This window comes from Stutzerimonas sp. R40042, from assembly GCF_026642215.1.
GTDB lineage: Bacteria > Pseudomonadota > Gammaproteobacteria > Pseudomonadales > Pseudomonadaceae > Stutzerimonas > Stutzerimonas frequens.
On sequence record NZ_CP113258.1, the window covers coordinates 3,208,170 to 3,220,621 of the forward strand.

The following is a 12,452-nucleotide window of genomic DNA, read 5'->3' on the forward strand; positions in this document are numbered from 1 at the left end:
GATCAGCTCGCAGCGGCGTCCTCGGCGCGCAGGGGCCTGGCCAGCGCGATGCGGTTGCGGCCAAGGCGTTTGGCTTCATACAACGCCTGGTCGGCAGCGTGCAGCCAGGCGACTGCGTCCTCCATGCGCGGGTCGACCTCGGCGATGCCGATGCTCAGGCTCGCGCTCAGCTTCGGCGCCAGCGGGACATCCAGACCGGCAATCTCCTCGCGTAACCGTTCGAGCGCCTCCCAGGCATCCTTCGCCCGAGCACCAGGCAGGACGACGCAGAATTCATCGCCCCCGTAGCGACCGGGCATGTCCTGGGTACGTAGGCTGCGCCGGATGCGGTAGCCGACCTGACGCAACAGCTCATCGCCGATGACATGTCCGTGCCGGTCGTTAACCTGCTTGAAGTGGTCCAGGTCGATCAACGCCAGGCTGGCAATGCCACCGGTAGCCTTGCAGTGGGAGAACTCCAACTGCAGCAGCTCGTTCCAGTAACCGCGATTGAACAGCCCGGTCAAGCTGTCGGTACGACTCATGCTGCGCAGTGCTCGCTTGTTCTCCCCTAACTGATAGGCCAAGCGGTATAGCACCATGCCGATGACCGCAGGGTGCAGGATCAGCATCGGCAGGCAAGCATACATCTGTACCTGGCTGGTATGCGGCGAGAAGCCGAACCCCAGCAGCAGCACCGAAAGTACCCCGCCCGCGGCCTGCGCCAGCAGGCCCTGCAGGAGGAACCGGGCGCCGCCGGTGGCGATGTTGTTCATCGCCAGCATCGACAGCAGTACCGCGGATGGCAGCGTGTTGAACGCCATCGTGGCGATCCAGAACCCGCCCATCAATGAGTCGAAAAGGACGAAACGCCGTTCACTGAGCGCCGCCGAGCGGGCGCGCCCGGACAGTCCCAGCGCCGCCATGGGCCAGACGAAGCAGAACGCGAAGAGCAATGCCCAGGCCCAAATAGGCGTCTGCGCCTCACGCAGCACCGCAGCGACGCAAAGAAAGCCCATGGCCAGGCCAATGGCCCGGGGATAGAACGCCCTACGCGCGAAGGAAGCGCCCGCCCTCGGTAGCGGCACTGAAGAAGTCAAAACGGAACTCACTGGCGGCCCGGATAGGCGTTAAATATAGCCTGGTGCCATCACCGTGTGTGTTCAGCTCCCTGCGCAACAGTGCAGGTAACGCCATCTCGAGGGCATGCCGGTCGAATCAGGCCAGTCAGCTGCGTCCGATGGCCGCGAACAACCCGCCTGTATGCGCGGCCAGGACCTCCGGCGCAAGCTCCACTTCCAGCCCGCGACGGCCGGCGCTGACATAGATGCTCGCCTGCGCCTGTGCGGAGCTGTCGATAAAGGTGCGCAGGCGCTTCTTCTGCCCCAGCGGGCTGATGCCGCCCACCAGATAGCCGGTGGCCCGCTGCGCGGCCATGGGGTCGGCCATTTCCACCTTCTTCGCCCCGGCAGCCTGGGCCAGTGCCTTCAGATCCAGCGTGCCGGCCACCGGCACCACGGCCACCAGCAGCTCGTTCTTCTCGGTGCAGGCGAGCAGCGTCTTGAACACCTGCGCGGGCTCGAGCTCCAGTTTCTCGGCGGCCTCCAGACCATAGGAGGCGGACTTCGGGTCGTGCTCGTAACTGTGCACACGATGCTCGGCGCGGGCTTTTTTCAGTAGGTCGATGGCAGGTGTCATGGCTTTGTAGTGCGAATGATTGATGAATGGCGGTAACGTAACGAATCAAACGGTCGGTAGTCACAGCGCCCATGAATCATCCTCTTCTTGCACCGCTCGCGGAAGTCTACGACCTGGCAGTGGTAGGCGGTGGCATCAACGGCGCGGGAATTGCCGCGGACGCCGCCGGTCGTGGCCTGTCGGTCTTCCTCTGCGAGCAGGGCGACCTGGCCGAACACACGTCTTCGGCCAGCAGCAAGCTGATACATGGCGGGTTGCGCTACCTCGAGCATTACGAACTGCGTCTGATGCGCGAGGCGCTGGCCGAGCGCGAGGTACTGCTGGCCAAGGCACCACACATCATTCGACCACTGCGCTTTGTGCTGCCCTACCGACCACACCTGCGCCCGTCCTGGATGATCCGCACCGGCCTGTTCCTATACGACCACCTTGGCAAGCGCGAGAAGCTCGGCGCTTCGCACAGCGTGCGCTTCGGCGCCGACAGCCCACTGAAGCACGAGATCAGCCACGGCTTCGAATACGCCGACTGCTGGGTCGACGATGCCCGCCTGGTGGTGCTCAACGCCATGGCCGCCCGTGAGCACGGTGCGCATATCCACACCCGCACCCGTTGCGTCAGCGCACGCAGCAGCAAGGGGCTGTGGCACCTGCATCTGGAGCGCGACGACGGCAGCCGCTTTTCCATCCGGGCACGCGCCCTGGTGAACGCCACCGGCCCCTGGGTGGCGTCCTTCTTCGATGAACAGCTTCGCCAACGCTCCCCGCACGGCATGCGCCTGATTCAGGGCAGCCACATCGTGGTGCCGAAGCTCTACGACGGGGACCACGCCTATATCCTGCAGAACGAGGATCGGCGCATCGTCTTCGTCATTCCCTATCTCGGGCAGTTCAGCCTGATCGGCACCACCGATCACGAGTATCACGGTGACCCGACCCGGGTGCAGATCGCCGACGGCGAGATCGATTACCTGCTGGACATCGTCAATGCGCACTTCACACACCAGCTGGCCCGTGAAGACATCCGCCACAGCTACTCCGGCGTCCGCCCGCTGTGCGATGACGAGTCAGACCAACCATCGGCCATCACCCGCGACTACACCCTGACACTGAACAACGGCGGCAGCGATGCGCCCCTGCTCTCGGTGTTCGGCGGCAAGCTCACCACCTACCGCAAGCTCGCCGAAGCAGCCCTGGCCCAGCTGGCACCGCTGTTTCCGGAAATGAAAGACGCCTGGACCCGCGCGGCGACGCTGCCCGGCGGCGAACATTTCGATGATCCATCGACTCTGGCCCATGCCCTCTGCGCCAGCTACCCATGGCTCCCCGGCCCGGTCGCCCGCCGCTGGACGAACACTTACGGCACGCGCAGCTGGCTGCTGCTAAAGGGCACCGAGCGCATTCAGGATCTCGGCGAGTGCTTCGGCGCCGGGCTGTATGCCCGCGAGGTGGATTACCTGATCGTCGAGGAATGGGCGCTTACGGTTGACGACATTCTCTGGCGCCGAACCAAGCTCGGGCTGTTCCTGCAAGCCGCCGAAACGGCACGCCTGCAGCAGTACATGGACAGCCGGACCGTCGAACGCCTGACCACCTTCGAGCACGCCGCCCAGGGCTGACACGAGCCCCGGACAGCGCCATCGCTCAGGCGACCTTGGCGCTTCGCGCCGCGCGCAGCTGCCGGGCCGCTGCCACCATGTTAACCAGCGCCGCCTCGGTCTCAGGCCAGCCACGGGTCTTCAGCCCGCAGTCCGGGTTCACCCAGAGCCGTTCGGCCGGGATGCACTCGGCGGCCTTCTCCAGGAGCTGCACCATCTCGGCGGTATCCGGCACGCGCGGCGAGTGGATGTCGTAGACGCCCGGGCCGATGTCGTTCGGATAGTCGAAGGCGCGGAACGCTTCGAGCAGCTCCATCTGCGAACGCGAGGTCTCGATAGTGATGACATCAGCATCCATAGCCGCGATGGACTCGATCACGTCGTTGAACTCGCTGTAGCACATATGCGTGTGGATCTGCGTCTCGTCGCGCACGCCGCTGGCGCACAGGCGGAACGCCTCCACCGCCCAGTCCAGGTAGTGCCGCCACTGCTCGCGGCGCAGCGGCAGGCCTTCGCGGAACGCCGCCTCGTCGATCTGGATGATGCGGATGCCGGCAGCCTCCAGGTCGCAGACCTCGTCGCGAATGGCCAGCGCCAACTGTCGCGCCTGCACCTCGCGCGGTACGTCCTCGCGGGCGAACGACCACATCAGCATGGTCACCGGACCGGTGAGCATGCCCTTCATGATCTTGTCCGTCTGCTGCTGGGCATACCGAATCCAGTCCACGGTCATCGGTCGCGGACGGCTCAGATCGCCATAGATGATCGCCGGTTTGACGCAGCGCGAGCCGTAGCTCTGCACCCAGCCAAAGCGGGTAAAGACGTAGCCTTCGAGCTGTTCGGCGAAGTACTCCACCATGTCGTTGCGCTCCGCCTCGCCATGCACCAGCACATCCAGGCCGATCTGCTCCTGCACCGCCACCGCATGGCGGATTTCGGCCTGCATCGCCTCGGTGTAGTCACCGAGCGACAACTTGCCCTGCTTGTAAGCCTGCCGCGCCAGGCGGATCGCCGGCGTCTGCGGGAACGAACCGATAGTCGTGGTAGGGAATGCCGGCAGTTGCAGCCGCGCGCGCTGCAGCTCGATGCGCGTGGCGAACACCGACGTGCGCCGACTGTCCTTGGCCTCGATGGCGGCCAGGCGTGCCTGTACCGCCGGCTTGTGGATGCGCGGCGACTGCGCGCGGGCCGCCTGGACTGCGCGGCTGCGGGCGAGCGCAGCCTGCACTTCGGCGTTCTGCGGATCGTCGATGGTCCGCGCGAGCGTGGCGACTTCCGCGCACTTCTGCACCGCAAAGGCGAGCCAGCTCTTCACTTCCTCGTCCAGCCTGTCCTCGCGCTCGAGGTCGACGGGGCTGTGCAGCAGCGAACAGGATGGCGCCAGCCACAGGCGCTCGCCCAGGCGTTCGGCCGCATGCCGTGCCACCTCCAGCGCCTTGTCCAGATCACAGCGCCAGACGTTGCGCCCGTTGACCAGCCCCAGCGACAGCACCTTGTAGGCCGGCAGGCGATCGAGAATCACCGGATACTGCTCCGGGGCGCGCACCAGGTCGATGTGCAGGCCGTCCACCGGCAGGGTTGCAGCCAGACCGAGATTGTCTTCCAGGCCGCCGAAGTAGGTGGCGACCAGCTTCTTCAGCGGCGCCCGCTGCAACAGGTTGTAGGCGCGTTCGAACGCACTCTTCCAGTCCTGCGGCAGATCCAGCGCCAGAATCGGCTCGTCGATCTGCACCCACTCAACGCCCTGCGCCGCCAGCCGGTCCAGCACCTCGCCGTAAACCGGCAGCAGCCTGTCCAGCAACTCCAGCTTGTCGAAGGTCTGGGTCTGATCCGCCTCGCCCTTGAGCTTGCCGAGCCAGAGATAGCTCAGCGGGCCGATCAGCACCGGCTTGATGGCATGCCCCAGCGCCTTGGCCTCTTCGACCTCTTCGAAGAGCTGCGTCCAGGACAGCTGGAACTGCTGGTCAACGCTGAACTCCGGGACCAGATAGTGGTAGTTGGTATCGAACCACTTGGTCATTTCCTGAGCCTGGGCACCACCGCAGCAACTCCTGGCCACGCCGCGCGCCATGGCGAACAAGGTGTCCAGCGTCGCCTGGCCGTCAGCCGGACGGAATCGCTGCGGGATGACGCCGAACATCAGGGAATGGCTCAGCACCTGGTCGTACCAGGCGAAGTCGCCCACCGGCAGCAACTCGATGCCGGCGTCCAGTTGGGCCTGCCAATGGCGCGCCCGCAGCTGGCGACCGACCTGACGCAGGCCCTGCTCGTCCAGCTCGCCTTTCCAGTACGCCTCGAGGGCCTTCTTCAATTCGCGATCCGCACCGATGCGTGGAAAGCCAAGGTTATGCGCTACAGCCATTACTCACTCCGAAATGTCGTTCTGCATGAATGCGAGGATTGTCCGCGGGCCAACCCAATGAAACAAACTCACGCAATTTCATTTCAAATCAAGAAATATTCATGTTGAAGCATTTCGCGCGCTCAGGGCTCTAAACCAGAACTCAACCTGAAGGCGCCCTCATGAATTCCGAAACACCACCGCAGAACCTCGAACGTCTGCTCGAGCGTCTCGAGCAGGCCGGGGAGCCGGGTGAGCCGGTAAGCATCGAGTGCATGCTGCACGCGACCGATGAGCGCAGCTTCGGTGCCCTGCTGCTGGTACCAGGCCTGCTGGTGTTCTCGCCCCTGTCGGGAATTCCCGGTTTGCCCAGCGTATTCGCGGTGATGGTTTCGCTGATCGCAATTCAGCTGCTGATCGGCCGGAAGCACTTCTGGCTACCCAAATGGCTGCTCAAGCGCAGCGCCTCGCGCAGCAAGTACGACAAGGCCATAGCCTTCCTGCATCGCATTGCCGGCTTCGTCGACCGCCTGCTCAAGCGGCGGCTGACCTTCCTTACCAACGGCCTGGCGAATCGGCTGAATGCCGTGCTGTGCCTGGCAATAGCGGCCACCATGCCGCCGCTGGAGCTGATCCCGTTCGGCAACTCCACTGCCGGCGCCGCCTTGAGCGTGCTGGGGCTGGGTATGATGGCGCGCGACGGCGCGATGATCGTTGCCGCGCTGCTGTTCTTCTTTGGTCTGGCCTACATGGTTTCGCGGCTCTGGTTCTGAATGGCCCGGCCGATTGCGTAGCGGCCACTCGACAGCATCCAGATGCTGGGACACACTTGCGGCGGATGAGCGTTGCTCATCTTCTTATTCATTCAGGGAACATCAGGCTTGCTGCTCGAGGCTGTGCTGATCCCGCTTCGCAAGGTAGTTCGGCATGCTGGAAATTCGTCACCTGAAGACGCTTCATGCACTTCGGGAAACCGACAGTCTCGTCGAAGCCGCCGAGCGCCTGCACCTGACCCAGTCGGCGCTCTCCCACCAATTCAAGGAATTGGAAGAACGCCTTGGCCTGCAGCTGTTCGTGCGCAAGACCCGCCCGGTGCGCTTCACCAGCGCCGGGCTGCGCCTGCTACAACTGGCCGACCTGATGCTGCCGCAGTTGCGCAGCGCCGAGCGCGACCTTGCCCGCCTCGCCGGCGGCACCGCCGGACGCCTGCACATGGCCATCGAATGTCACAGCTGTTTCCAGTGGCTGATGCCGACCATCGACCAGTTCCGTGACGCCTGGCCCGAAGTGGAGCTGGACTTGGCGTCCGGATTTTCCTTCGCGCCGCTGCCAGCGCTGGCTCGCGGCGATCTCGACCTGGTGGTGACCTCCGACCCGCTGGAGCTGCCGGGCATCACCTATGTGCCGCTGTTCACCTACGAGGCGCTGCTGGCCGTGGCCAACCAGCACCCGCTGGCCGCGCGGCCCTACGTGCGCCCCGAGGATCTGGCCAGCGAGACGCTGATCACCTACCCGGTCGAACGGGATCGCCTGGACATCTTCACCCGCTTCCTCGAGCCGGCCGATATCGAACCCGCGCAGGTGCGTACCTCGGAACTCACCGTGATGATGATGCAGCTGGTCGCATCGGGGCGCGGCGTGTGCTGTCTGCCGAACTGGGCACTTCACGAGTACAGCTCGCGTGGCTACGTGACCGCCAAGCGGCTCGGCGACAAGGGCCTGTTCGCCACGCTTTACGCCGGCATTCGCGCGGACATGCTCGATTCGCCGTTCATGCGCGACTTCCTGCTGACGGCCAAGGACACCTCCTTCGCCACCCTCGAAGGTGTCAGCGCGGCGCCGAAAACCCGCTGAGCCGCCCTCCTCAACGTCGCCGCCCCAGGCACAGGCAGAGCCCGAGGACGCCGGCGGCGACGCCTCCGATCAGCAGCCAGCGCTTGCCGTCTTCCTCCGAACGCCAACCGCCGTCGATACGCCGCTGACCGAGGGCGGGATGGAACAGATTGCCCGATGAGGTCGGCACCCGCCTCGCCCGCCCGAGCGCAAACCCCGTTAGCAGCCCGTTGATCCGATCGAAACCCGGCGTGAGGAAATGCGCCAACCGCAACAGCGTCGCGGTAGCCCCCACCGAGGTGGTATGTCGCGGATGCCGCGCCAGGCTGACCATGGCGTTGGCCACATGGCGCGGATCGAGCAGCGGTGGCGGCGGCTGCAGCGAACGCCCGGCATAGTTGCCGCCGTCGCGGAAACCCGGCGTATCGACGACGCCCGGATAGACGTCGCAGATGTGAATGCCCGGCCACGCCGCGAGCTCGCCACGCAGCGCATGGGACAGACCGCGCAAGCCGAACTTGCTGGCCGAATAAGCAGCCGCGAATGGCTGCGGCACCCAGCTACCCACCGACAATGTATTGATCAAGACGCCGCGCTGTTGCTGCTTGAAGTACGGCAGCACCGCATGCGCGCCGCGCAGGTAGCCGAGCAGATCGGTCTGTACCACCTGCTCGTGGGCCTGCAGCGGCGTTTCGTCGAACGCGCCCACGGCGCCGATGCCGGCATTGTTGATCCAGACGTCGATCCGACCCTGGCCGAACGCCGCGGCGGCGCTCGCCAGCGCCTCGACCTCGTCGCTGTGGGTCACGTCGGTGGGCACGGTCAGCACATCGGAGCCCAACGCCCGGCACTCATCCGCCGTTTCCGTCAGGGCCTGCTCGTCGCGTGCGGCGAGCACCAGCCTAGCGCCCTGACGGGCGAACGCCTGGGCCGCGGCGCGGCCGATACCGCTGGAGGCACCGGTCAATACCACCAAGGCGCCGTCGAGATTTCCGTGGGTCATGCTCGTGCTCCGCAATCTGCTGTCGTCCCCTAGCTGACAGCAACGACGAGCCGAACATTCCCGCCAATGGTCGGTACGGTCTGTTCAGGCCTGGGCGACGGTGCCGGCGGCTTCATCCGCCCAGGGATCGTAGGTGCCGAAGCTCCACAGATGCCCTTCCGGGTCGTGACAGGTAAAGCCACGGCCGCCGTAATCCTCATCCTTGAGCTCGATGGCGATCTGCGCCCCGGCAGCCTTGGCCTGCGCATAGAGCGCGTCGGCGCTGTTGACGATCACATAGATGCCCTGGGTAGACGCTCCGCCGATCTCATCGGGTTGGCGCAGCTGCCGCCCGTATTCGGAATCGACCACCGGGGCGACCATCAGCATGCCATTGCCAAAGGCAAGCTGCGCATGGGTGATGCCGATCAGCTCGTCCTTGTACAGGCGTCGGCATTCGAAACCGAAGGCGCGACACAGCCAATCGATGGCGGCGGCCACGTCGCGATAGCGCAGACAGGGGATCAGGGTGGCCGATGTGTTCTTGCTCTGTGGTGACATAAGCAGCTCCCGTCATGGGCTGCCGTTTGGCAACCCTCACCTTGTTGAGAGCAACACAGAGCCGATCAATTCCCGTCAGAGTCGCTCGGCCAGGCCCAGGCGGATGCCCAGGGCAATCAGGATCGAACCCAGTGTGCGGTCGATCCACTGGCTCATGACTGGGTTGTTGCGCAGCGCCGTGGTGGCGCGCGCAGCCAGAAGCACCAGCGCGACTTCGACGATGATCGCCACCACGACCACCAGCACGCCGAGCACGAGCAACTGCAGCGGCACGGAACCGTGGTCCGGACGGACGAACTGTGGCAGGAACGCCATGAAGAAGATCGCCGCCTTCGGATTCAGCAGATCGACCAGTACGCCCTGCCGATACGCCTTCCAGGCAGATGCGCGCGGCGCGGCATTGAACGCCAACGCGGTTCCGCCGCCCGCCGAACGCAGCGCCTGAAAACCGAGATAGAGCAGATAGGCGGCACCGACGTACTTCACCACGGTGAAAGCGAGCGCCGAGGTGGCGAGGATCGCCGAGATGCCCAGCGCTGCGAATGCCACATGCACCAGCGCCCCGCTGCACACGCCGCACGCCGACACGACGCCGATGCGACGACCGCCACTCAGGGTTCGCGACAGCACATAGAGCAGGTCTGGCCCTGGCGACAGATTCAACGCCAGCGCCGCAGAAAAAAACACTAGCCAGAAGACAGGATCACCCATCGCAAACCTCCGTTCGACCTGCGCCGGGATGTCGAGCTGCGCACCGGATGACTGTAAGAGCTGTGCGCCATTCCCGCCAGCGCATCGATCAGGACGCAGCTCGTCGGTAAACCGACACATTTTTAAATGTCTGACTTTTTTTTGTCGCAAACCTGAACTACTTTGAGAAGCGCGCCGCAAATAAGGCGCTATCAGGGATCTCCTTCAACATTCAGCAAAGGACATGCGAATGAAAGACGATGCCGTGCCGGCCATTCAGGCCGCTCGCTCCTGCGTACTGCTTCTTTCCACCAGCGATCTGCTCGACGGTGCGCTGCGCCAGCACCTTCAGGATTGCCCCGGCTGCACCCTCCGCCATGTACGTGCGCCCGTGAACGATTCGTCCGATATCTCGCTGATGCTGCTCGATGTGGCCAGCTACAACCGCGACGAATGCCTACGGCTGCTGCGCCAGTTCGGCGACGTGCCGGTTGCGCTGATCAATGCCCAGGCCGACCAGGCCCGCCAGCTGATCGAAACCCACCCCTGGATTCGCGGCGTTTTCTATCGGGCGACGCCACGGAGCATCTTCGTGCGCGGCATCGAAACGATGCTGGCCGGCGGTGACTGGCTGCCCAGAGAGCTGATGGAAAAGCTGCTGTATCGCTACCGGCAGCTCAGCAGTACCAGCCAGGCCATCGACGAACTGACCCTGCGCGAAAAGCAGATTCTCGCGCTGGCCGGCCAGGGACTTTCCAACGCCGCGATCGGTGAAAGGCTGCACCTGAGCATCCACACCATCAAGAGCCACGTGCACAACGCCCTGCGCAAGCTTGGCGCCAGCAACCGCGCACAGGGCGCCTCGCTGGTACTGGCACATGTCGGCGAGGCGGCGTCGTGAAACGCGCCGGCGCATGGCTCCTTCTGGTGCTGGCGATGGCGGCTCGCGCCGACGAGGCCGAGCTGCAGGGATTCATCACCGACAACACGATCTCCCGATCCGGTCACGAGTTCTACGTGCGGTTCTGCGAGCGACTGAACGACATCAGCCAGCTCGATTTCAACCTCGCGGTGAAGGAGCGCCCCTCGGCACGCTGGGGGGTTCTGGTATGGGTCGAGCACGAGAACCAGACGCTGTATCGCCGGTTCCTGCAACCCAATGTCGCCGACATGAAGGAGACCGCCTACGAGGCAGCCGACTTCGTGGTGCAGGAGATCAATCGGCGAAAGATCGAAGCGCTGTTCGAAGACAACATAGACATGGCCAAGGACGAGTTATGAAACAGCACACCTACACATCGCTCGGCACGCTGTTCGGCAGCCTGCTGCTCAGCGCCGCCGCCAACGCCACGGAGCTGGTTTACACACCGATCAACCCATCCTTCGGCGGAAGCCCGCTCAACGGCGCCTGGCTGCTCGGCAATGCCCAGGCCCAGAACAGCAAGAAGGACCCGGATGCCCTCGACCGCTCCTCCCTGCTGGAGAACCAGTCCGCCCTGGATCGCTTCACCAGTCAGCTGGAGTCGCGCCTGCTGGGCGATCTGCTCAGCGGCGTAAGCGACGGCAAGACCGGCACCGTCACTACCGACGACTTCATCGTGCGCGTCTACAACGGTGATGCCGGCATGCTGATCGTCGAGATTACCGACCGACTCACCGGAGAAATGTCCGAAATCATCGTCGGACAGAACTGACCCCAAGGAGAAACAAAGGCCATGAGAAGCCTATTCGTAGCCATAGGGATGATGGCTGTACTGCAGGGTTGCGCCGTACGCGAGCCCATGTCTGCCGATCAGCAACCCCCAACCCTTACCCCTCGTACCTCCACCTATCAGGATCTGCTGGCGCTACCGCGGCCGAAAGGTCCACTGGTCGCAGCGGTGTACGGCTTCCGCGATCAGACTGGCCAGTACAAGCCAACGCCGGCCAGCTCGTTCTCCACCGCGGTGACCCAGGGTGCCGCCAGCATGCTGGTCGACGCCATGCAGGCCAGCGGCTGGTTCGTGGTGCTCGAACGCGAGGGCCTGCAGAACGTACTGACCGAGCGCAAGATCATCCGGGCCTCCCAGGCCAAGCCGGACGTGGCGCCGAACATCCAGTCGGAACTGCCCTCGCTGCTGGCCGCCAACATCATCATGGAGGGCGCGATCGTCGCCTATGAAACCAACGTGCGCAGCGGTGGCCAGGGCGCCCGCTACCTGGGTATCGGCCTGTCGCAGGAGTACCGCGTCGATCAGGTCACGGTGAACCTGCGTGCCATCGACGTGCGCAGTGGCCGCGTGCTGTCGAACGTGATGACCACCAAGACGATCTTCTCCGTGGGTCGCAGCGCCAACGTCTACAAGTTCATCGAGTTCAAGGAGCTGCTGGAAGCCGAGGCGGGTTACACCACCAACGAGCCGGCGCAGCTGTGCGTGCTGTCGGCCATCGAGGCGGCTGTCGCTCACCTGATTGCCCAGGGTGTCGATCGACGCCTCTGGCAGACCGCCGAAGGCAGCGGCAGCGAGCATCCGGAACTGAGCAAATACCTGAGCAAACTGGACTGAGGCAGACCTGCGGCGCAACGCCAACGGAACCTCCATCCGCCATCAAGACGAGGACGATCCCCCCGCGACACGCCACATGGCGTTCGTCCGGGTGGCTCGTCCTCGTGCGTTTGAGAGCAAGGCAGACTGCAACCTGCAACTGAACGTCGTTCGCCACCCGTTATGCACCGAATCGCTGCATTTTCAATCATTGGATGGATGGGCAACGCCTCGATTCAGGGCAAATA

General features: G+C 64.4%; 13 protein-coding genes. 7 read left to right on the plus strand and 6 right to left on the minus strand.

Annotation, left to right across the window (positions count from 1 at the left end; translation table 11 throughout):
• Positions 1-2: 2 nt before the first annotated feature.
• Positions 3-998 (minus strand): diguanylate cyclase, encoded by a 996-nt coding sequence (locus OUY36_RS15190; RefSeq protein ID WP_161612256.1) that lies wholly within the window; start codon positions 996-998, stop codon positions 3-5.
• Positions 999-1,206: 208 nt separating this feature from the next.
• Positions 1,207-1,677 carry a Cys-tRNA(Pro) deacylase gene (ybaK, locus tag OUY36_RS15195; RefSeq protein WP_063539728.1) on the minus strand — a complete coding sequence of 157 codons (471 nt, stop codon included), beginning with the start codon at positions 1,675-1,677 and terminating at the stop codon, positions 1,207-1,209.
• A 71-nt stretch (positions 1,678-1,748) separates the two neighbouring features.
• Here ybaK and glpD point away from each other — a divergent pair, with 71 nt between their 5' ends.
• On the plus strand, positions 1,749-3,293 hold the full coding sequence (gene glpD, locus OUY36_RS15200; protein WP_267934882.1) for a glycerol-3-phosphate dehydrogenase: 1,545 nt from the start codon (positions 1,749-1,751) through the stop codon (positions 3,291-3,293).
• Between the two features lie 25 nt (positions 3,294-3,318).
• Here glpD and metE read toward each other — a convergent pair whose 3' ends face one another.
• Positions 3,319-5,634 (minus strand): 5-methyltetrahydropteroyltriglutamate--homocysteine S-methyltransferase, encoded by a 2,316-nt coding sequence (metE, locus tag OUY36_RS15205; protein ID WP_267934883.1) that lies wholly within the window; start codon positions 5,632-5,634, stop codon positions 3,319-3,321.
• 161 nt (positions 5,635-5,795) lie between these two features.
• On the opposite strand from metE, the gene OUY36_RS15210 reads away from it, so the two are divergent.
• Together OUY36_RS15210 and metR are read left to right on the plus strand one after the other, a co-directional pair.
• Positions 5,796-6,386 (plus strand): exopolysaccharide biosynthesis protein, encoded by a 591-nt coding sequence (locus OUY36_RS15210; RefSeq protein WP_267934884.1) that lies wholly within the window; start codon positions 5,796-5,798, stop codon positions 6,384-6,386.
• A 154-nt stretch (positions 6,387-6,540) separates the two neighbouring features.
• Positions 6,541-7,467, plus strand: coding sequence for a transcriptional regulator MetR (gene metR / locus OUY36_RS15215; RefSeq protein WP_063539724.1), 927 nt, complete (start codon positions 6,541-6,543; stop codon positions 7,465-7,467).
• A gap of 10 nt (positions 7,468-7,477) precedes the next feature.
• Here metR and OUY36_RS15220 read toward each other — a convergent pair whose 3' ends face one another.
• The 3 genes from OUY36_RS15220 to OUY36_RS15230 all read right to left on the minus strand — a co-directional run bounded on the left by OUY36_RS15220 (position 7,478) and on the right by OUY36_RS15230 (position 9,700).
• The gene (locus OUY36_RS15220; protein ID WP_253748605.1) at positions 7,478-8,449 is read right to left on the minus strand and encodes an SDR family oxidoreductase; all 972 of its coding nucleotides are present in this window, start codon (positions 8,447-8,449) and stop codon (positions 7,478-7,480) included.
• Positions 8,450-8,533: 84 nt separating this feature from the next.
• Entirely contained in the window at positions 8,534-8,989 is a 456-nt protein-coding gene (locus tag OUY36_RS15225; RefSeq protein WP_267934886.1) for a VOC family protein, read from the minus strand.
• A 75-nt stretch (positions 8,990-9,064) separates the two neighbouring features.
• A complete protein-coding gene (locus OUY36_RS15230) occupies positions 9,065-9,700 on the minus strand; it encodes a LysE family translocator (RefSeq protein WP_125868200.1) in 636 nt (211 codons plus the stop codon).
• Between the two features lie 229 nt (positions 9,701-9,929).
• Here OUY36_RS15230 and OUY36_RS15235 point away from each other — a divergent pair, with 229 nt between their 5' ends.
• From OUY36_RS15235 to OUY36_RS15250, 4 genes are read left to right on the plus strand one after another with little or no spacing between them, the layout of a single operon-like run.
• Entirely contained in the window at positions 9,930-10,580 is a 651-nt protein-coding gene (locus OUY36_RS15235; RefSeq protein WP_063539720.1) for a helix-turn-helix transcriptional regulator, read from the plus strand.
• A complete protein-coding gene (csgE, locus tag OUY36_RS15240; protein ID WP_267934889.1) occupies positions 10,577-10,960 on the plus strand; it encodes a curli production assembly/transport protein CsgE in 384 nt (127 codons plus the stop codon). The genes OUY36_RS15235 and csgE overlap by 4 nt, the downstream gene beginning before the upstream one ends.
• Entirely contained in the window at positions 10,957-11,373 is a 417-nt protein-coding gene (locus tag OUY36_RS15245; protein WP_267934891.1) for a curli assembly protein CsgF, read from the plus strand. The genes csgE and OUY36_RS15245 overlap by 4 nt, the downstream gene beginning before the upstream one ends.
• A gap of 21 nt (positions 11,374-11,394) precedes the next feature.
• Positions 11,395-12,225 (plus strand): CsgG/HfaB family protein, encoded by an 831-nt coding sequence (locus OUY36_RS15250; RefSeq protein WP_102840014.1) that lies wholly within the window; start codon positions 11,395-11,397, stop codon positions 12,223-12,225.
• Positions 12,226-12,452: the final 227 nt, after the last annotated feature.

What these genes read in the sequence shown, in the direction of transcription:
- OUY36_RS15235 (WP_063539720.1), top strand. Translation starts at nt 9,930, where the DNA reads ATGAAAGACGATGCCGTGCCGGCCATTCAGGCCGCTCGCTCCTGCGTA.
- OUY36_RS15190 (WP_161612256.1), bottom strand. Translation starts at nt 998, where the DNA reads ATGGGCTTTCTTTGCGTCGCTGCGGTGCTGCGTGAGGCGCAGACGCCT.
- OUY36_RS15210 (WP_267934884.1), top strand. Translation starts at nt 5,796, where the DNA reads ATGAATTCCGAAACACCACCGCAGAACCTCGAACGTCTGCTCGAGCGT.
- metR (WP_063539724.1), top strand. Translation starts at nt 6,541, where the DNA reads ATGCTGGAAATTCGTCACCTGAAGACGCTTCATGCACTTCGGGAAACC.
- OUY36_RS15250 (WP_102840014.1), top strand. Translation starts at nt 11,395, where the DNA reads ATGAGAAGCCTATTCGTAGCCATAGGGATGATGGCTGTACTGCAGGGT.
- OUY36_RS15245 (WP_267934891.1), top strand. Translation starts at nt 10,957, where the DNA reads ATGAAACAGCACACCTACACATCGCTCGGCACGCTGTTCGGCAGCCTG.
- OUY36_RS15220 (WP_253748605.1), bottom strand. Translation starts at nt 8,449, where the DNA reads ATGACCCACGGAAATCTCGACGGCGCCTTGGTGGTATTGACCGGTGCC.
- glpD (WP_267934882.1), top strand. Translation starts at nt 1,749, where the DNA reads ATGAATCATCCTCTTCTTGCACCGCTCGCGGAAGTCTACGACCTGGCA.
- OUY36_RS15225 (WP_267934886.1), bottom strand. Translation starts at nt 8,989, where the DNA reads ATGTCACCACAGAGCAAGAACACATCGGCCACCCTGATCCCCTGTCTG.
- OUY36_RS15230 (WP_125868200.1), bottom strand. Translation starts at nt 9,700, where the DNA reads ATGGGTGATCCTGTCTTCTGGCTAGTGTTTTTTTCTGCGGCGCTGGCG.
- ybaK (WP_063539728.1), bottom strand. Translation starts at nt 1,677, where the DNA reads ATGACACCTGCCATCGACCTACTGAAAAAAGCCCGCGCCGAGCATCGT.
- metE (WP_267934883.1), bottom strand. Translation starts at nt 5,634, where the DNA reads ATGGCTGTAGCGCATAACCTTGGCTTTCCACGCATCGGTGCGGATCGC.